Annotated in this window: 15 protein-coding genes and 2 tRNA genes; 14 read left to right on the top strand and 3 right to left on the bottom strand. The window is 52.6% G+C overall.

What is annotated here, in order from left to right:
- Positions 1-30: 30 nt before the first annotated feature.
- Positions 31-1,497: a C4-dicarboxylate transporter DcuC gene (gene dcuC, locus OGX94_RS13750; RefSeq protein ID WP_003828720.1), complete on the bottom strand. Its 1,467-nt coding sequence runs from the start codon at positions 1,495-1,497 to the stop codon at positions 31-33.
- A gap of 10 nt (positions 1,498-1,507) precedes the next feature.
- Positions 1,508-2,641: a beta-aspartyl-peptidase gene (gene iadA / locus OGX94_RS13745; protein ID WP_003828718.1), complete on the bottom strand. Its 1,134-nt coding sequence runs from the start codon at positions 2,639-2,641 to the stop codon at positions 1,508-1,510.
- A 148-nt stretch (positions 2,642-2,789) separates the two neighbouring features.
- Here iadA and OGX94_RS13740 point away from each other — a divergent pair, with 148 nt between their 5' ends.
- The 3 genes from OGX94_RS13740 (at position 2,790) to OGX94_RS13730 (ending at position 4,279) form a co-directional block, all read left to right on the top strand.
- On the top strand, positions 2,790-3,683 hold the full coding sequence (locus OGX94_RS13740; RefSeq protein WP_003828716.1) for a LysR family transcriptional regulator: 894 nt from the start codon (positions 2,790-2,792) through the stop codon (positions 3,681-3,683).
- 167 nt (positions 3,684-3,850) lie between these two features.
- Positions 3,851-4,183 (top strand): preprotein translocase subunit SecG, encoded by a 333-nt coding sequence (secG, locus tag OGX94_RS13735; protein ID WP_003025000.1) that lies wholly within the window; start codon positions 3,851-3,853, stop codon positions 4,181-4,183.
- 9 nt (positions 4,184-4,192) lie between these two features.
- Positions 4,193-4,279: transfer RNA gene (locus tag OGX94_RS13730), tRNA-Leu, on the top strand.
- A 196-nt stretch (positions 4,280-4,475) separates the two neighbouring features.
- Here the strand turns inward: OGX94_RS13730 and argG are convergent.
- Positions 4,476-5,819, bottom strand: a complete 1,344-nt coding sequence (gene argG, locus OGX94_RS13725) for an argininosuccinate synthase (protein WP_257662135.1) — start codon at positions 5,817-5,819, stop codon at positions 4,476-4,478.
- 334 nt (positions 5,820-6,153) lie between these two features.
- Here argG and OGX94_RS13720 point away from each other — a divergent pair.
- From OGX94_RS13720 to OGX94_RS13670, 11 genes are all read left to right on the top strand, one after another.
- Positions 6,154-6,230 (top strand) — tRNA-Met (locus OGX94_RS13720).
- Between the two features lie 207 nt (positions 6,231-6,437).
- Complete coding sequence (rimP, locus tag OGX94_RS13715; RefSeq protein WP_003024996.1) at positions 6,438-6,890, top strand: ribosome maturation factor RimP; 453 nt, start codon at positions 6,438-6,440, stop codon at positions 6,888-6,890.
- Between the two features lie 28 nt (positions 6,891-6,918).
- Positions 6,919-8,406 carry a transcription termination factor NusA gene (nusA, locus tag OGX94_RS13710; RefSeq protein ID WP_003024992.1) on the top strand — a complete coding sequence of 496 codons (1,488 nt, stop codon included), beginning with the start codon at positions 6,919-6,921 and terminating at the stop codon, positions 8,404-8,406.
- Positions 8,407-8,430: 24 nt separating this feature from the next.
- Positions 8,431-11,121, top strand: a complete 2,691-nt coding sequence (gene infB, locus OGX94_RS13705; protein ID WP_003828710.1) for a translation initiation factor IF-2 — start codon at positions 8,431-8,433, stop codon at positions 11,119-11,121.
- A gap of 149 nt (positions 11,122-11,270) precedes the next feature.
- Positions 11,271-11,675, top strand: a complete 405-nt coding sequence (gene rbfA / locus OGX94_RS13700; RefSeq protein WP_003024988.1) for a 30S ribosome-binding factor RbfA — start codon at positions 11,271-11,273, stop codon at positions 11,673-11,675.
- The gene (gene truB / locus OGX94_RS13695) at positions 11,675-12,619 is read left to right on the top strand and encodes a tRNA pseudouridine(55) synthase TruB (protein WP_003828704.1); all 945 of its coding nucleotides are present in this window, start codon (positions 11,675-11,677) and stop codon (positions 12,617-12,619) included. The genes rbfA and truB overlap by 1 nt, the downstream gene beginning before the upstream one ends.
- Before the next feature lie 273 nt (positions 12,620-12,892).
- On the top strand, positions 12,893-13,162 hold the full coding sequence (gene rpsO, locus OGX94_RS13690; RefSeq protein WP_000059465.1) for a 30S ribosomal protein S15: 270 nt from the start codon (positions 12,893-12,895) through the stop codon (positions 13,160-13,162).
- A gap of 246 nt (positions 13,163-13,408) precedes the next feature.
- Complete coding sequence (gene pnp / locus OGX94_RS13685) at positions 13,409-15,541, top strand: polyribonucleotide nucleotidyltransferase (RefSeq protein WP_008785911.1); 2,133 nt, start codon at positions 13,409-13,411, stop codon at positions 15,539-15,541.
- Positions 15,542-15,650: 109 nt separating this feature from the next.
- Positions 15,651-16,535 (top strand): lipoprotein NlpI, encoded by an 885-nt coding sequence (nlpI, locus tag OGX94_RS13680; protein WP_003024982.1) that lies wholly within the window; start codon positions 15,651-15,653, stop codon positions 16,533-16,535.
- A gap of 106 nt (positions 16,536-16,641) precedes the next feature.
- Positions 16,642-16,722, top strand: coding sequence for a protein YrbN (yrbN, locus tag OGX94_RS13675; protein WP_010723222.1), 81 nt, complete (start codon positions 16,642-16,644; stop codon positions 16,720-16,722).
- Complete coding sequence (locus OGX94_RS13670) at positions 16,715-18,643, top strand: DEAD/DEAH family ATP-dependent RNA helicase (protein ID WP_003828643.1); 1,929 nt, start codon at positions 16,715-16,717, stop codon at positions 18,641-18,643. The genes yrbN and OGX94_RS13670 overlap by 8 nt, the downstream gene beginning before the upstream one ends.
- The last annotated feature ends 56 nt before the right edge of the window (positions 18,644-18,699 follow it).

Genomic DNA, 18,699 nt, shown 5'->3' with positions numbered 1-18,699 from the left:
AAGCCGGAGTCTGAGACTCCGGCTTTTTTTTTACTGTACGGCAAGCGGCTGTTTACGTCGGCGCTGCCAGAAGTAACCACCGACCATCAGTAGCACAAGGGCTGCCAGCCACGGCAGAACCGCCAGCAGATGCCCGGACCGGGCAAAGGTTAGCGCAATCATCAGTAGCCAACCGCCCAGCATCGGAATCGCGGTACGCTTAACAATATCCACAGGCGAGACACCTGCAATCCCTGCGATAGCAATGATTACGCCGGCAATGGGCGATAACGTACGACCAATACCCGCAGAGATCTGGATAGGCAACATCATGACCGCGATATCGCTACCGATATGACGGCTGATGTCCGGCACCATGGGTGCGAAGGAGAAAAATGCCGCATTCCCGGAGCCCATCAGCGCTGAAATTGCGAAGGTGATCAGGGTCATCAGCAGGATAATAGAGGCGGCGCTGAGGCCAAATTCACCGGAAAGTGACAACAGTGCGTCAACGGCACCAATGGCTTTCAGTCCGGCGGAAAAGACTTCACCGGCGATAATCAGTGTCACGACGGTGGCAAAAACGCTGCCCATGCTGTCGAAAACCTTTTGTACGCCAGCCATCACCTCGCGCGCCTTGCGATGACGGCAGTACTCACAAACCAGCGTAATAGCGAGGCTTATCAGTACGGCGGTATCCAGGGTGATCTTGAGTGAGCTGAATACTAAATCGCTGCACACCAGCATCAATACCAGCGGCAGCATGGGCAGAAACAGCCAGGCGATAGGTGCGTCGGCTTCATCAGTCGCCGTTAATGTCTGCATTTGCTGAGCTGTATTGTCGCCACTTTCCCGACGGTCAAAAAAGCGTTGCACAACAATATGCAGTAGGGCGATGAAAAGAATGACGGGTACAACGATCGGCAACTGATCCTGCACGAAATAGTTCACGACCTCGATGCCTGCAGTTTTGGCGGCGAGAACAGAGTTGCCGGAACCGGGGCCAAACTCAACCGCACAGGTACTGGCGATAACGGCGGCAACCGCGGCGCGGCTACAGCCAAGACGGGTAAGCAATGGGTAAAGCGTCGCCATCAACAGCAGACCCAATCCGGTGGCGCTGCTGATAAACAGTGACAGGAATTGACCCAGTAGCAGTGCCAGCCCCAGCAGCAGATAAGGCGAGTTCAGGCGTTGCAAAGGACGAGATGTCACCCGAACCAGTACCTGGCTTGCGCCAATGGCCGACATATAGGTGGCAAAACCACCAATCAGCATAATTTGCAGACCGAGGCCGCCGAGACGCACGCTCAGGGTATCGCGAATAAACTCAAAGGCGTCAAAGGGGCCAAATCCAGTGCTCTTTTTCACCAGGCCACTGAGTGAGGTCATTCCGCTAAAATGCGCGATAAGCAACAGCACAATCCCGGTCAATAACAGTACCGACTGGGGGTGATATTTTTTGAGGATTAGACGTCCGGCAAAAATGATGGCGATTAGCGCCAGTAGTAACGACATTCTTGCCCCCTTACTCGAAGTTGCCGGTAACCAGGCACTCGCCATCCCGCAGCAACGGTTTACCCGCGGCAAACAGATGGGCCAGCGAGAGGTCATCATTGAGTACACAGATATCAGCACGTTCTCCGGCGCAGAGCACGCCCCCGGAAATACCCAGCGAGCGCGCAACGTTTGCCGTCAGCATCGCGATGGCCTGTTGCACCGGAATCCCGACATCAATCAGGCGAGGAAGCAGGTTAAGATTGCCTGCGACCGGTGCTGCGCTTAAACCTTCAACGATACCCTGAGCGTTAAAGCGTGGAACGCTGCCATTGCCGTCAGAACTGATCGTGATGCGCTCCGCCGGAACCTGTGCTTCGAGTGCGTGGAGAATCGCTTGCTCCTGAGGCATAAAACGACTGCCACCTGACGTAACATCGATATGGCCGCCGCGATGGGCAAAAGCAATTGCCTGTTCGAACAAGGGCTCAGTTCTCGCAACATGCGTCGGTGAAATATGGTGAATCGGAATACCCGCATCACACAGCTCAATAAGTTGCGACATCCCTTCCGGCAGATTCCCCAGGTGCACATGCAGCAAGCCTTTTTTCCCTGCCAGCAGGGAAGCGACGCGAATATCGCTCACTATCCTCAGCAACTCCTGGAAAGAGGGGTAAGAGCCACGGTGATCGGCGAGGGCGATTTTTACACCAAGAATTGCCGGAATGAAGGCCATATCATCGCGGATGGATCGCGTAATAGTGGGGCTGGGAACGGCGTAGGCTCCCGTGTGCATAAACGCGCGTAATCCCTCAAGGTTGAGAGACTGCATTTTAGCGTAGAGGTCTTTGGGTGAACGAGAAATGGCATCGGTGCCTAACACGCCAACCACCGTGGTAATACCTGCCTGAATCAGATCGCGCAGCTTGACGGCGGGCGTCCGACTGGCAAATCCGGCTTCACCACCGCCACCGGTAAGATGAACATGCTGATCGATGATACCAGGGATAACCCATTTACCCCGACAATCGATGACCTCGTTGATGCCATCAAACAATGAAATATCTTTTTCTACCGCCACAATTCGGTCGGCATGAATGAGCAGGGAGCAGAGGCCTAAATCCTCAGGAGAAAAAACACGGGCATTGGTCAATAAAGTAAACATAGCGGTCCTGTCAAACGTCGAGGGTGAGAGTCGGCAGGTGAAACGAAATATTGTTGTTATGATGCCCACCATAAAGCCATTACTATAACTATGACTATTACCGATTTGTTATTGGAGGATGCGGTTATGGCATGGCGGAGAGCACAACGTGGATTGTAAGTGGCTGGAAGATTTTCTGGCCTTGAGCCAGCATGGAAACTACTCTCAGGCCGCGGCGCAGCGGCATATTACTCAACCTGCGTTGAGTCGGCGTATAAAGGCGCTGGAAGAGGTGTTGGGCGTACCTTTGTTTGACCGGACAACGACCCCCGTCACGCTGACGCGCTATGGTGAACGCTTTGAGCCTTATGCCCGGCATGTCCTCAGCACGTTAACAGAGGCACGTCATGAGCTGTCGGCGATGACGCCAGCAACGGATAACACGCTGGTGATGGTCAGCCTGCATACGCTGTCGGTGAATATCCTGCCGGATATGATCAACTACCTGCGACAGAGTGAGCCGCAGTTAAACTTTACGGTAAACGCCAGTATCCAGGGGATAGACAACCACTTCAATGCCCTGATGAACCGGCAAATTGATTTGCTGGTGACCTACGATTTACCGTCCGCGCAGCCTGGGCTGGAGATCGCTGGAGGGTTAAAACGTTCCCTATGGCGGTATGAGCGATTTATACCGGTTATTTCAGCCCAGTTGGCTGATGCGCTTAATGATCCGCATGCTCCGATTCCGTGGCTATGCTACAGCGACTACACCTTTGTCAGACGTATTATTGAGTCGGCAGAACAACGCGTCCGCCCACGGCTAAAAAAAGTATTTGAGAGTGGTTTAAGCGAAACGATACGAGAAATGGTACTGCGCCATATGGGAGTGGCCTGGTTACCTGAATCGATGGTGGCGGAAGAGTTGGTGAATCAGCAAATTATTCACTGCTGGCCAGAAAATACAGACCTGATTTGTGAAATCCCCGTTGTGGTATGGGCGAATCTTGAAGATCAACGTGCCGTTATGCAGAGATGCTGGGAGAAGTTGCTTCGTTTTTGATTGATGTGGCGATTTTTTCCGCAGTTGATACAATGCTAACAAATTGCCCTTGCGAAGGTTATTCGCTTTGGTTAGTATTCACACCCGCTTCAGTGGGAAACAGTAAATATTCCCGCTTTAATGGTCGAAGCATTGTACGCGGCAACTCCGCAAGGAACAGGTTGATTATGCACGAAGCTCTTTTAGTAGTTTTCCTTATTGTGGCAATTGGCCTGGTAGGCTTGATCATGCTGCAGCAAGGCAAAGGCGCTGATATGGGAGCCTCTTTTGGCGCAGGCGCTTCTGGTACTCTGTTTGGTTCAAGTGGTTCTGGTAACTTCATGACCCGTATGACAGCTGTATTGGGAACCTTGTTCTTCATCATCAGTCTGGTGCTGGGTAACATGAACAGCAATAAGACCAATAAAGGAAGTGAGTGGGAAAATCTGAGCGCACCGGCGAAAACCGAGCAAACTCAGCCAGCTGCTCCGGCTCAGCCGACCAGCGATATCCCACGCTAAGTATTCTGTACCGAGGTGGTGGAATTGGTAGACACGCTACCTTGAGGTGGTAGTGCCCTAACGGGCTTGTGGGTTCGAGTCCCATCCTCGGTACCAAATTCCAAAAAAAAGACGCTGCAAAGCGTCTTTTTTTTCGTCTGTTATTTATGGCTGTCTGTAGGTCGGATAAGCGTAGCATCATCAGGCGTTGTAATAATGTCGGATGGTGGCGTAAACGCCTTATCCGACCTACAGACATCCTATATTCCGCGCATAAAAAAGGCCGCTTGCGCGGCCTTAAGATGGTGAATCTTTACTTCGCCTTATTTTCCAGATTCTCAACCTGCGGCAGGCCGGTTGCGGAAGAGGCGGTCAGCAAGCCAGATTGTGCATAACCAAACAGCTTCTCGCGGGTATCGGAGATATCCAGATTACGCATGGTCAACTGACCGATACGGTCGTCCGGAGAGAATACGGAGTCGCCTTTTTCCATCGTCAGACGTTCTGGTTTGTACGTCAGATTGTCAGACACGGTGTTGAGGATTGAGTAGTCATTACCACGACGCAGTTCCAGCGTGACTTCGCCGGTAATCTGGCTGGCAACCCAACGCTGCAGACCGTCACGCAGCATCAGCGCCTGAGAGTCGAACCAGCGTCCCTGATACAGCAGACGACCAAGCTGGCGACCATGTGCGTGATACTGCTCGATGGTATCTTCGTTGTGAATACCGGTCAGCAGACGCTCGTAGGCGATATGCAGCAATGCCATCCCCGGGGCTTCGTAGATGCCACGGCTCTTCGCTTCAATGATTCGGTTTTCAATCTGATCGCTCATACCCAGACCGTGACGGCCGCCGATACGGTTGGCTTCCAGCATCATCTCAACGTCGTCGCTGAAGGTTTTACCGTTCAGCGCAACCGGATGACCCTGTTCAAAACGAACAGTAACTTCTTCCGCAGGAATTTTGACGTTTTCGTCCCAGAATTTGACGCCCATGATCGGGTTAACAATCTTGACGCTGGAGTTCAGGAACTCAAGGTCTTTAGCTTCGTGGGTCGCACCGAGCATGTTGGAGTCAGTGGAGTAGGCTTTCTCAACGGACATTTTGTAGTCGAAACCACAGGCAATCATAAATTCGGACATCTCATGGCGACCGCCGAGTTCATCGATAAAATCGGTATCCAGCCATGGTTTGTAAATCTGCAGTTCGGCGTTGGTCAGCAGACCGTAACGATAGAAACGTTCAATATCGTTACCTTTATAGGTGCTACCGTCGCCCCAGATGTTTACACCATCTTCTTTCATTGCGGCAACCAGCATGGTGCCGGTCACGGCACGGCCCAGCGGGGTGGTATTGAAATAGGTCAGTCCGCCAGTGGTGTTGTGGAATGCACCGCACTGAATGGCAGCGATCCCTTCGGCAACCAGCTGCTTACGGCAATCTACCAGGCGAGCATTCTCAGCACCATATTCCATTGCACGGCGAGGAATGGCGTCATAGTCATCCTCATCCGGCTGACCCAAATTCGCAGTATATGCATATGGGACAGCCCCTTTTTGTCGCATCCACAGCAGTGCTGCACTGGTGTCCAGGCCGCCGGAAAAAGCGATACCAATACGTTGACCTACCGGGAGATGCTTGAGAATCGTCGTCATAAAATAAAACCCTGCTTGATAGACTGGTGAAGAGGTCGGCTTATTATACTAATTGCATTTTTATGCAAAATAAATGAGTTTTCATTTAATCATCTTTTCTGGATGACAGGAAGAGTTTAGTGATAATTTCGTTAAATAACGGCGTGGGCGGCATTTTTATCTTGCTGGGTTAGCGCTGGGCAGCATTCATTGATTTGCATAGTCGTAACAAGGTTGACATAACGCATAGTGAATCAATATACTGTGCGCAGATTTTACGTCCCGTCCTCGGTACCAAATCCCAGCAGTATTTGCATTTTTTACCCAAAACGAGTAAAATTTGCCACGTTTCAGGCGCGGGGTGGAGCAGCCTGGTAGCTCGTCGGGCTCATAACCCGAAGGTCGTCGGTTCAAATCCGGCCCCCGCAACCACTTTCCCTTAGAGTTCTTTTTCAAATATACTGTGAAGACTTAGGCCTTCGTAGCTGGATTTGAAAAAAATTCTTTCGGAAGGTTCTCCGAACCGCAGGTGCGGTTATAGGGTTCAGTTATCTAAAGCCCCGATTTATCGGGGTTTTTTGTTATCTGACTACAGAATAACTGGGCTTTAGGCCCTTTTTTTATGTCTTGGGGGTGGGCTTGTCCACATTAGAGCAAAAATTAACAGAGATGATTACAGCGCCAGTTGAAGCCCTGGGCTACGAACTGGTCGGCATCGAATTTATTCGTGGTCGCACATCCACACTGCGCATCTATATTGATAGTGAAGATGGCATCAATGTTGATGATTGTGCTGATGTGAGCCATCAGGTAAGCGCCGTGATGGATGTCGAAGACCCAATCACCGTTGCCTATAACCTTGAAGTCTCCTCTCCGGGTCTCGACCGTCCTCTGTTCACAGCTGAACACTACGTGCGTTTCCTGGGTGAAGAAGTCACGCTGGTTCTTCGTATGGCGGTACAAAACCGTCGTAAATGGCAGGGCGTTATCAAAGCGGTGGACGGTGAGATGATCACGGTCACAGTCGAAGGCAAAGATGAAGTGTTCGCGCTGAGTAATATCCAGAAGGCGAACCTGGTTCCCCACTTTTAACAGTCTGGATTGAGGTGAAAAGCCCGCGATGAACAAAGAAATTTTGGCTGTTGTTGAAGCCGTATCCAACGAAAAAGCGCTGCCACGCGAGAAAATTTTTGAAGCGCTGGAAAGTGCGCTGGCTACAGCAACAAAGAAAAAATATGAGCAAGAGATCGACGTTCGCGTAGAAATCGATCGTAAAAGCGGTGATTTCGATACCTTCCGTCGTTGGGTAATCGTAGAAGAAGTTACTCAGCCGACCAAAGAAATTACGCTGGAAGCGGCACGCTTCGAAGACGAAAGTCTGAACGTGGGCGAATATGTTGAAGATCAGATTGAATCTGTCACCTTTGACCGTATCACTACCCAGACCGCGAAGCAGGTTATCGTACAGAAAGTACGTGAAGCTGAACGCGCAATGGTTGTTGATCAGTTCCGCGAACACGAAGGCGAAATCGTCACCGGTGTGGTGAAGAAAGTAAACCGCGACAACATTTCTCTGGATCTGGGCAGTAATGCTGAAGCTGTGATCCTGCGTGAAGACATGCTGCCGCGTGAAAACTTCCGCCCTGGTGACCGTATTCGTGGCGTTCTGTACTCAGTTCGCCCGGAAGCGCGCGGTGCACAGCTGTTCGTAACCCGTTCCAAGCCGGAAATGCTGATTGAGTTGTTCCGCATTGAAGTGCCGGAAATCGGCGAAGAAGTTATCGAAATTAAAGCGGCTGCTCGCGATCCGGGATCGCGTGCGAAAATCGCCGTTAAGACCAACGACAAGCGTATTGATCCGGTCGGCGCCTGTGTTGGTATGCGCGGTGCGCGCGTTCAGGCGGTTTCTACCGAACTGGGCGGCGAGCGTATCGATATCGTCCTGTGGGATGATAACCCGGCGCAGTTCGTGATTAACGCAATGGCGCCAGCAGACGTCGCTTCTATCGTGGTGGATGAAGACAAACACACCATGGATATCGCGGTTGAAGCCGGTAACCTGGCTCAGGCGATTGGACGTAATGGTCAGAACGTCCGCCTGGCTTCACAACTGAGCGGTTGGGAACTCAACGTGATGACCGTTGATGACCTGCAAGCGAAGCATCAGGCTGAAGCACATGCAGCCATCGATACCTTCACCAAATATCTCGATATCGATGAAGATTTCGCGACCGTTCTGGTGGAAGAAGGTTTTGCGACGCTGGAAGAACTGGCCTACGTGCCAATGAAAGAACTGCTGGAAATTGACGGCCTGGATGAACAGACCGTTGAAGCGCTGCGCGAGCGTGCTAAAAACGCACTGACCACTCTGGCACTGGCCCAGGAAGAAAGCCTCGGTGATAACAAACCGGCTGACGATCTGCTGAATCTGGAAGGATTGGATCGTGAGATGGCCTTCAAACTGGCGGCCCGTGGTGTTTGTACGCTGGAAGATCTCGCTGAACAGGGCATTGATGATCTGGCTGATATCGAAGGGTTGACCGACGAAAAAGCCGGTGAGCTGATTATGGCTGCCCGTAATATTTGCTGGTTCGGCGACGAAGCGTAATAAACTGTAGCAGGAAGGAACAGTATGACAGATGTAACCGTAAAAACGCTGGCTGCAGAGATACAGACTTCCGTAGATCGCCTGGTACAGCAATTTGCTGATGCCGGTATTCCGAAGTCTGCTGACGACTCTGTGTCCGCACAAGAGAAACAAACCTTACTGGCGCATTTGAACCGTGAAAACGGCTCAGCGCCGGATAAGTTGACATTGCAGCGTAAAACGCGCAGTACTCTCAATATTCCAGGTACCGGTGGAAAAAGCAAATCGGTACAAATCGAAGTCCGCAAGACACGCACCTTTGTGAAACGCGATCCGCAAGAGGCTGAACGCCTTGCCGCGGAAGAGCAGGCGCAGCGTGAAGCGGAAGAGCAAGCCCGTCGTGAGGCAGAAGAAGCTGCCAAACGCGAGGCGCAACAAAAAGCCGAACGTGAGGCCGCAGAACAAGCTAAGCGTGAAGCCGCTGATAAAGCGAAACGTGAAGCTGCGGAAAAAGACAAAGTGAGCAATCAACAGACCGACGATATGACTAAAACCGCCCAGGCCGAAAAAGCCCGCCGTGAAAATGAAGCCGCAGAACTGAAGCGTAAAGCGGAAGAAGAAGCACGTCGCAAGCTTGAAGAAGAAGCGCGCCGCGTAGCGGAAGAAGCTCGCCGTATGGCGGAAGAAAACGAGAAAAATGGTGTGAATAACGCTGAACCTGTCGAAGACACCAGTGATTATCACGTCACCACCTCTCAGCATGCTCGCCAGGCTGAAGACGAGAACGATCGTGAAGTTGAAGGCGGTCGTGGTCGTACTCGCAGCACTAAAGCAGCGCGTCCGGCGAAAAAAGGTAACAAACACGCTGAATCTAAAGCTGACCGTGAAGAAGCACGTGCAGCGGTTCGCGGCGGTAAAGGCGGTAAGCAGCGTAAAGGTTCCGCTCTGCAGCAGGGCTTCCAGAAGCCAGCTCAGGCCGTTAACCGTGACGTTGTGATCGGCGAAACCATCACCGTTGGCGATCTGGCGAACAAGATGGCGGTCAAAGGCTCTCAGGTCATCAAAGCGATGATGAAACTGGGCGCAATGGCGACCATCAACCAGGTCATCGACCAGGAAACCGCACAGCTGGTTGCCGAAGAGATGGGCCACAAAGTTATCCTGCGTCGTGAAAACGAGCTGGAAGAAGCAGTAATGAGCGACCGTGACACCGGCGCTGCGGCTGAACCGCGCGCACCGGTAGTGACCATCATGGGTCACGTTGACCACGGTAAAACGTCTCTGCTGGACTACATTCGTTCAACGAAAGTGGCCTCTGGCGAAGCGGGCGGCATTACTCAGCACATCGGTGCGTACCACGTTGAAACTGACAACGGTATGATCACCTTCCTGGACACCCCGGGTCACGCCGCGTTTACCTCCATGCGTGCTCGTGGTGCTCAGGCAACGGATATCGTTGTTCTGGTTGTTGCAGCAGACGACGGCGTGATGCCGCAGACTATCGAAGCTATCCAGCACGCGAAAGCGGCAGGTGTGCCGGTAGTTGTTGCAGTCAACAAAATCGATAAACCGGAAGCGGATCCAGATCGCGTTAAAAACGAACTGTCCCAGTACGGCATCATGCCGGAAGAGTGGGGCGGCGAGAGCCAGTTCGTTCACGTTTCTGCGAAAGCGGGTACCGGTATCGACGAACTGCTGGATGCTATCCTGCTGCAGGCCGAAGTACTGGAACTGAAAGCTGTGCGTAAAGGTATGGCTAGCGGTGCGGTTATCGAATCCTTCCTGGATAAAGGTCGTGGCCCGGTTGCTACCGTCCTGGTTCGCGAAGGTACCCTGAACAAGGGCGATATCGTTCTGTGTGGTTTCGAATACGGCCGCGTTCGTGCGATGCGTAACGAACTGGGTCAGGAAGTACTGGAAGCAGGTCCGTCCATTCCGGTGGAAATCCTCGGTCTGTCCGGTGTTCCGGCTGCGGGTGACGAAGTTACTGTTGTTCGTGACGAGAAGAAAGCGCGTGAAGTTGCACTGTACCGTCAGGGCAAATTCCGTGAAGTTAAACTGGCTCGTCAGCAGAAATCTAAACTTGAGAACATGTTCGCCAACATGACCGAAGGCGAAGTTCACGAAGTGAACATCGTGCTGAAGGCTGACGTACAGGGTTCTGTAGAAGCGATTTCCGACTCTTTACTGAAACTGTCTACCGACGAAGTAAAAGTGAAGATCATCGGTTCTGGCGTAGGTGGTATCACCGAAACCGACGCGACCCTGGCTGCGGCATCCAACGCGATTCTGGTTGGCTTCAACGTACGTGCTGATGCCTCTGCACGTAAAGTTATCGAATCAGAAAGCCTGGATCTGCGTTACTACTCCGTCATCTATCATCTGATCGACGAAGTGAAAGCTGCGATGAGCGGCATGCTGTCTCCGGAGCTGAAACAGCAGATCATTGGTCTGGCTGAAGTTCGTGATGTGTTCAAATCACCGAAATTCGGCGCTATCGCAGGCTGTATGGTTACCGAAGGCACGATTAAACGTCACAACCCAATCCGCGTACTGCGTGACAACGTGGTTATCTATGAAGGCGAGCTGGAATCCCTGCGCCGCTTCAAAGATGACGTTAACGAAGTCCGTAACGGTATGGAATGTGGTATCGGCGTTAAGAACTACAACGACGTTCGCGTAGGCGATATGATCGAAGTGTTCGAGATCATCGAGATCAAACGTACAATTGCTTAAGGTTGTTCGGGTGTAGGCCGGATAAGGCGTTTACGCCGACATCCGGCAATGTAATGCCTGATGGCTCTACGCTTATCAGGCCTACAGCCTAATCACCGAATTATTTTCAAAAGGGGCTGAATGCCCCTTTTTTGTCTGGAGAATTTATTATGGCGAAAGAATTTGGTCGCCCGCAGCGTGTCGCGCAGGAGATGCAGAAAGAAATCGCACTCATCCTGCAACGCGAAATCAAAGACCCGCGTGTTGGCATGATGACCACCGTATCGGGTGTTGAGATGTCCCGTGATCTGGCATATGCCAAAGTATTCGTGACTTTCCTCAACGATCAGGACGAAGCTGCTGTGAAAAACGGCATTAAGGCACTGCAGGAAGCCTCTGGTTTTATCCGTTCTCTGCTGGGTAAAGCAATGCGTCTGCGTATCGTGCCTGAGCTGACCTTCTTCTACGACAACTCGTTGGTTGAAGGGATGCGCATGTCCAACCTGGTGACCAGCGTGGTGAAACATGACGATGAGCGTCGTGTGAACCCAGCGGACGACAGCAAGGAGGACTGATGAGTCGTCCTCGTCGACGTGGTCGCGATATTCACGGTGTCCTGCTGCTGGATAAGCCGCAGGGCATGTCCAGCAATGACGTGCTGCAAAAAGTAAAGCGCATCTACAATGCCAACCGCGCGGGACATACCGGCGCGTTGGATCCGCTGGCGACAGGTATGCTGCCTATCTGCCTCGGTGAAGCGACAAAGTTTTCACAGTATTTGCTGGATTCTGACAAACGCTATCGCGTGGTTGCCCGTCTGGGCCAGCGTACTGACACTTCCGATGCCGATGGACAGATCGTGCAGGAGCGTCCGGTAACCTTCACCGCAGAACAACTGGCGAGCGCGCTGGAGACTTTCCGCGGCGATATCGAGCAGATTCCGTCGATGTATTCGGCGCTGAAGTATCAGGGTAAGAAGCTGTACGAATATGCGCGTCAGGGCATTGAAGTGCCGCGTGAAGCGCGCCCGATTACCGTCTATGAGCTGCTGTTTATCCGTCACGAAGGTAACGAACTGGAGCTGGAAGTTCACTGCTCCAAAGGCACCTATATTCGTACCATCGTTGACGATCTCGGTGAGAAGCTGGGCTGCGGCGCGCACGTAACGTATCTGCGTCGTCTGACGGTCAGCAAGTATCCGGTGGATCGTATGGTCACGCTGGAACACCTGCGTGAGCTGGTCGAACAGGCAGAACAGCAGAACATTCCGGCGGCTCAGCTGCTTGATCCTTTGCTGATGCCAATGGACAGTCCGGCATCGGACTATCCTGTTGTTAATTTGCCTTTAACATCGTCGGTTTACTTTAAAAATGGTAATCCGGTACGGACGACAGGCGCCCCGCTGGAAGGGCTGGTACGCGTGACGGAAGGCGATGACGGCAAGTTTATTGGCATGGGGGAGATGGACGATGAAGGTCGTGTCGCCCCCCGCCGCCTGGTGGTTGAGTATCCTGCATAGCGCTCTCTGTCTTGCGATAAAAGGGCGCTGCGAGTAGAATACTGCCGCTTAACGTCGCGTAAATTGTTTAACAATCTGCGTGGCGTATACACAAAATCATTCGAGCTGCATCAAGGCGGCAAGTCTGAGAATCCTCAGGAGCTTACTTAGGTAAGTGACTGAGGTGAGCGGACGCAGCCAACGCAGAGTCAGTTTGAAGGATAAAGTGTATACACTGGGATAGCTGAATTAGAGATCGGCATCCTTTCATTCTTATCACTTTGGAGTTTTAAAATGTCTCTAAGTACTGAAGCTACCGCTAAAATCGTTTCTGAGTTTGGTCGTGATGCAAACGACACCGGTTCTACCGATGTTCAGGTTGCTCTGTTGACTGCACAGATTAACCACCTGCAGGGCCACTTTGCAGAGCACAAAAAAGATCACCACAGCCGTCGTGGTCTGCTGCGCATGGTTTCTCAGCGTCGTAAACTGCTCGACTACCTGAAACGTAAAGATGTTGCACGTTACACCGCGCTGATCGAGCGTCTGGGCCTGCGTCGCTAATTCTTTCGAGTTTCAGAAAGAGGGGGCCTTCATGGCCCCTTTTTTCCAGCAGATGGCAGCAATTCGCTGGAAACTAATGTATTGTTGCTATGAATGATCTTCCGTTGCAGAGGTTCGCGCGGCTAATGAGAGGCTTTACTCATGCTTATGGGTTAGGGTTGTCATTAGTCGCGAGGATGCGCAGAAGATCGGGTATTAACGATGGCGCAAAAATGTGCCGTCAAAAAATAGAGAAAGGATATTATTTTGCTTAATCCGATCGTTCGTAAATTCCAGTACGGTCAGCATACCGTTACGCTGGAAACCGGCATGATGGCGCGTCAGGCGACTGCCGCTGTTATGGTTAGCATGGATGACACCGCGGTATTCGTTACCGTTGTTGGCCAGAAAAAAGCGAAACCAGGCCAGGACTTTTTCCCGCTGACCGTTAACTATCAGGAGCGTACCTACGCTGCTGGCCGTATCCCGGGTAGCTTCTTCCGTCGTGAAGGCCGTCCGAGCGAAGGCGAAACCCTGATCGCGCGTCTGATTGACCGCCCGGTTCGCCCGCTGTTCCCGGAAGGCTTCGTTAACGAAGTTCAGGTTATCGCGACCGTTGTTTCTGTTAACCCGCAGGTTAACCCGGACATCGTGGCAATGATTGGTGCATCTGCTGCGCTGACGCTGTCTGGTATCCCATTCAACGGCCCGATCGGTGCTGCACGTGTTGGTTACATCAATGACCAGTACGTACTGAACCCGACTCAGGACGAACTGAAAGAAAGCAAGCTGGACCTGGTTGTTGCAGGTACTGAAGCAGCCGTACTGATGGTTGAATCCGAAGCTGAACTGCTGAGCGAAGATCAGATGCTGGGCGCTGTTGTGTTCGGTCACGAACAGCAGCAGGTTGTGATTCAGGCGATCAACGAGCTGGCGAAAGAAGCTGGCAAACCGCGTTGGGACTGGCAGCCAGAAGCCGTCAACGAAGCGCTGAACGCGCGTGTTGCCGCACTGGCAGAAGCTCGCTTGAGCGATGCTTACCGTATCACTGACAAACAAGAGCGTTATGCTCAGGTTGACGTGATCAAGTCTGAAACCATCGCGACTCTGGTGGCTGAAGACGAAACCCTGGACGCTAACGAACTGGGTGAAATCCTGCACGCTATCGAGAAAAACGTTGTTCGTAGCCGCGTACTGGCAGGCGAGCCGCGCATCGATGGCCGTGAAAAAGACATGATCCGTGGCCTGGACGTGCGTACTGGCGTTCTGCCGCGTACCCACGGTTCCGCACTGTTCACCCGTGGCGAAACTCAGGCGCTGGTTACTGCGACCCTGGGCACCACGCGTGATGCGCAGAACCTCGACGAACTGATGGGCGAGCGTACTGACAACTTCCTGTTCCACTACAACTTCCCTCCGTACTGCGTAGGTGAAACCGGTATGGTCGGTTCTCCGAAGCGTCGTGAGATTGGTCACGGCCGTCTGGCGAAGCGTGGCGTACTGGCAGTAATGCCGGAACTGGATAAATTCCCGTACACCGTGCGTGTGGTTTCTGAAATCACCGAATCTAACGGTTCTTCTTCCATGGCTTCCGTATGTGGTGCTTCCCTGGCGCTGATGGACGCAGGTGTGCCGATCAAAGCCGCCGTTGCGGGTATCGCGATGGGTCTGGTGAAAGAAGGCGACAACTTTGTTGTTCTGTCTGACATCCTGGGCGACGAAGACCACCTGGGCGATATGGACTTCAAAGTGGCGGGTTCCCGCGACGGTATCTCTGCACTGCAGATGGATATCAAAATTGAAGGTATCACCAAAGAAATCATGCAGGTTGCTCTGAACCAGGCTAAAGGTGCGCGTCTGCACATCCTGGGTGTGATGGAACAAGCGATCAACGCTCCGCGCGGCGATATTTCTCAGTTCGCTCCGCGTATCCACACCATCAAGATCAGCCCGGACAAGATCAAAGACGTTATCGGTAAAGGCGGTTCTGTTATCCGTGCTCTGACCGAAGAAACCGGCACCACCATTGAAATCGAAGATGATGGTACCGTGAAGATTGCTGCGACCGACGGTGAGAAAGCGAAATATGCTATCCGTCGTATCGAAGAGATCACCGCAGAGATCGAAGTTGGCCGTATCTACAATGGTAAAGTGACCCGTATCGTTGACTTTGGCGCATTCGTTGCCATCGGTGGCGGTAAAGAAGGTCTGGTACACATCTCTCAGATCGCTGACAAGCGCGTAGAGAAAGTGACCGACTACCTGCAGATGGGCCAGGAAGTACCGGTCAAAGTTCTGGAAGTTGATCGCCAGGGCCGTGTACGTCTGAGCATTAAAGAAGCAACTGAGCAGTCTCAGCCTGCAGGCGAACCGGAAGCTCCGGCAAGCCAGGGCGAGTAAGGTTGCCATTGCCCTCCGTGAAAGCGGAGGGCCTTTAACCCGGCAGGATGCCTTGTTAGCAACCGGGGAACCTGGACGTTCATTCAATCGTTGTCTTCGGGAGTGGGAAATGAAGCCTTTTTTGCGCTGGTGTTTCGTTGCGACAGCACTCACGCTGGCTGGATGCAGTAATTCCGCCTGGCGAAAGAGTGAAGTCCTCGCAGTACCATTGCAACCGACTTTGCAGCAGGAAGTGATTCTGGCACGTATGGAACAAATTCTTGCCAGTCGGGCTTTAACCGATGACGAACGCGCACAGCTTTTATATGAGCGCGGAGTGTTGTATGATAGTCTCGGTCTGAGGGCACTGGCGCGAAATGATTTTTCACAAGCGCTGGCAATCCGACCAGATATGCCTGAAGTATTCAATTACTTAGGTATATATTTAACGCAGGCAGGCAATTTTGATGCTGCCTATGAAGCGTTTGATTCTGTACTTGAGCTTGATCCAACTTACAACTACGCGCACTTAAATCGCGGTATCGCATTGTATTACGGCGGTCGCGACAAGTTAGCGCAAGATGATCTGCTAGCGTTTTATCAAGACGATCCCAATGATCCTTTCCGTAGTCTGTGGCTTTATCTTGCCGAGCAGAAGCTCGATGAGAAGCAGGCTAAAGAAGCGTTGAAGCAACGCTTTGAAAAATCGGATAAAGAGCAATGGGGATGGAACATTGTCGAGTTCTACCTGGGCAACATTAGCGAAGCAACGCTGATGGAACGCCTGAAGGCGGACGCAACGGATAACACCTCGCTCGCTGAGCATCTCAGTGAAACCAACTTCTATTTAGGTAAGTACTACCTAAGTCTGGGGGATTTGGACAACGCTACGGCATTGTTCAAACTGGCGGTGGCTAACAACGTTCATAACTTTGTTGAGCACCGATACGCATTGTTGGAATTATCGCTCCTGGGCCAGGACCAAGATGACCTGGCAGAATCGGACCAGCAATAGCTGACGTACACATCAGCCCGTAATCTTTTTTGATTGCCATCACCTTCACGGGTGAGGGCGTTGTTGTTCGTTAATACACCTACTTTGAGCCGGTTCACACTTTTCAATGAAAATTGCAGATCAATTTCATGATGAGTTATGTAGACTGGCCGCCATTAATTTTGAGGCACACGTACTACATGGCTGAATTCGAAACCACTTTTGCAGATCTGGGCCTGAAGGCTCCTATCCTTGAAGCCCTTAACGATCTGGGTTACGAAAAACCATCTCCAATCCAGGCAGAGTGCATTCCGCATCTGCTGGGCGGCCGCGATGTTCTGGGTATGGCCCAGACAGGTAGCGGCAAAACTGCAGCGTTCTCTTTACCGCTGCTCAACAATCTTGATCCTGAGCTGAAGGCACCTCAGATTCTGGTGCTGGCACCGACCCGCGAACTGGCGGTTCAGGTTGCAGAAGCCATGACGGATTTCTCTAAACACATGCGCGGCGTGAACGTGGTTGCCCTGTACGGCGGCCAGCGTTATGACGTGCAATTACGTGCCCTGCGTCAGGGGCCACAGATCGTCGTCGGTACGCCGGGTCGTCTGCTGGATCACCTGAAGCGCGGTACTCTGGACCTCTCCAAACTGAGCGGTCTGGTACTGGACGAAGCTGACGAAATGCTGCGTATGGGCTTCATCGAAGACGTTGAAACCATCATGGCGCAGATCCCGGAAGGTCATCAGACCGCTCTGTTCTCTGCAACCATGCCGGAAGCGATTCGTCGTATTACCCGCCGCTTTATGAAAGAGCCGCAGGAAGTACGCATTCAGTCCAGCGTCACTACCCGTCCTGACATCAGCCAGAGCTACTGGACTGTGTGGGGCATGCGTAAAAATGAAGCGCTGGTGCGTTTCCTGGAAGCAGAAGACTTTGATGCGGCGATTATCTTCGTTCGTACCAAAAATGCGACCCTGGAAGTAGCAGAAGCGCTGGAGCGTAGCGGTTATAGCAGCGCTGCACTGAACGGCGACATGAACCAGTCCCTGCGTGAGCAGACTCTGGAGCGTCTGAAAGATGGTCGTCTGGATATTCTGATTGCCACCGACGTTGCGGCCCGTGGCCTGGACGTTGAGCGTATCAGCCTGGTTGTCAACTACGACATCCCGATGGATTCCGAGTCTTACGTTCACCGTATCGGCCGTACCGGTCGTGCGGGTCGTGCGGGTCGTGCGCTGCTGTTCGTTGAGAACCGCGAGCGTCGTCTGCTGCGTAACATCGAACGCACCATGAAGCTGACTATTCCGGAAGTAGAACTGCCGAACGCAGATCTGCTGGGCAAACGCCGTCTGGAAAAATTCGCCGCTAAAGTACAGCAGCAGCTGGAAAGTAGCGATCTGGATCAGTACCGTGCTCTGCTGGCGAAAATGCAGCCGGAAGAAGAGCTGGATATCGAAACGCTGGCAGCTGCACTGCTGAAAATGGCTCAGGGCGAACGTCCTCTGATCCTGCCGCCAGATGCGCCGATGCGTCCGAAACGCGAATTCCGCGACCGTGATGACCGTGGTCCGCGTGACCGCAACGATCGTGGCCCTCGTGACCGTAATGACCGTGGTGGTGAAGACCGTCCGCGTCGTGAACGTCGTGACGTTGGTGACATGCAGCTGTACCGCATTGAAGTGGGCCGTGATGACGGTGTTGAAGTTCGTCATATCGTTGGTGCGATTGCTAACGAAGGTGATATCAGCAGCCGTTACATCGGTAACATCAAGCTGTTTGCTTCCCACTCCACCATCGAACTGCCGAAAGGTATGCCGGGCGACGTGCTGCAGCACTTTACCCGTACTCGCATCCTGAACAAGCCGATGAACATGCAGCTGGTTGGCGATGCAGTTCCGCACACCGGTGGTGAGCGTCGTGGCGGTGGTCGTTTCAGCGGTGAGCGTCGTGAAGGCGGTCGCGGTGAAGGTCGTAACTTTAGCGGTGAACGTCGTGAAGGCGGTCGTGGCGATGGTCGTCGTTTCAGCGGCGAACGTCGTGAAGGCAACCGTGGTCCGCGTCGTGACGATTCTTCTGCTCCGCGCCGTGATGACTCTGCTGGTCGTCGTCGTTTCGGCGGTGATGCATAAGCCTTTTAGCTTTATAGCTGTAAAGTAAAATATACGGCCCCGATCTCAACAATCGG

Source organism: Citrobacter sp. Cpo037, assembly GCF_030332945.1.
GTDB classification, from domain to species: Bacteria; Pseudomonadota; Gammaproteobacteria; order Enterobacterales; family Enterobacteriaceae; genus Citrobacter; species Citrobacter portucalensis.
The sequence above is the reverse complement of the archived record's forward strand: the minus strand, read 5'-3'. Positions and strand labels throughout refer to the sequence as shown.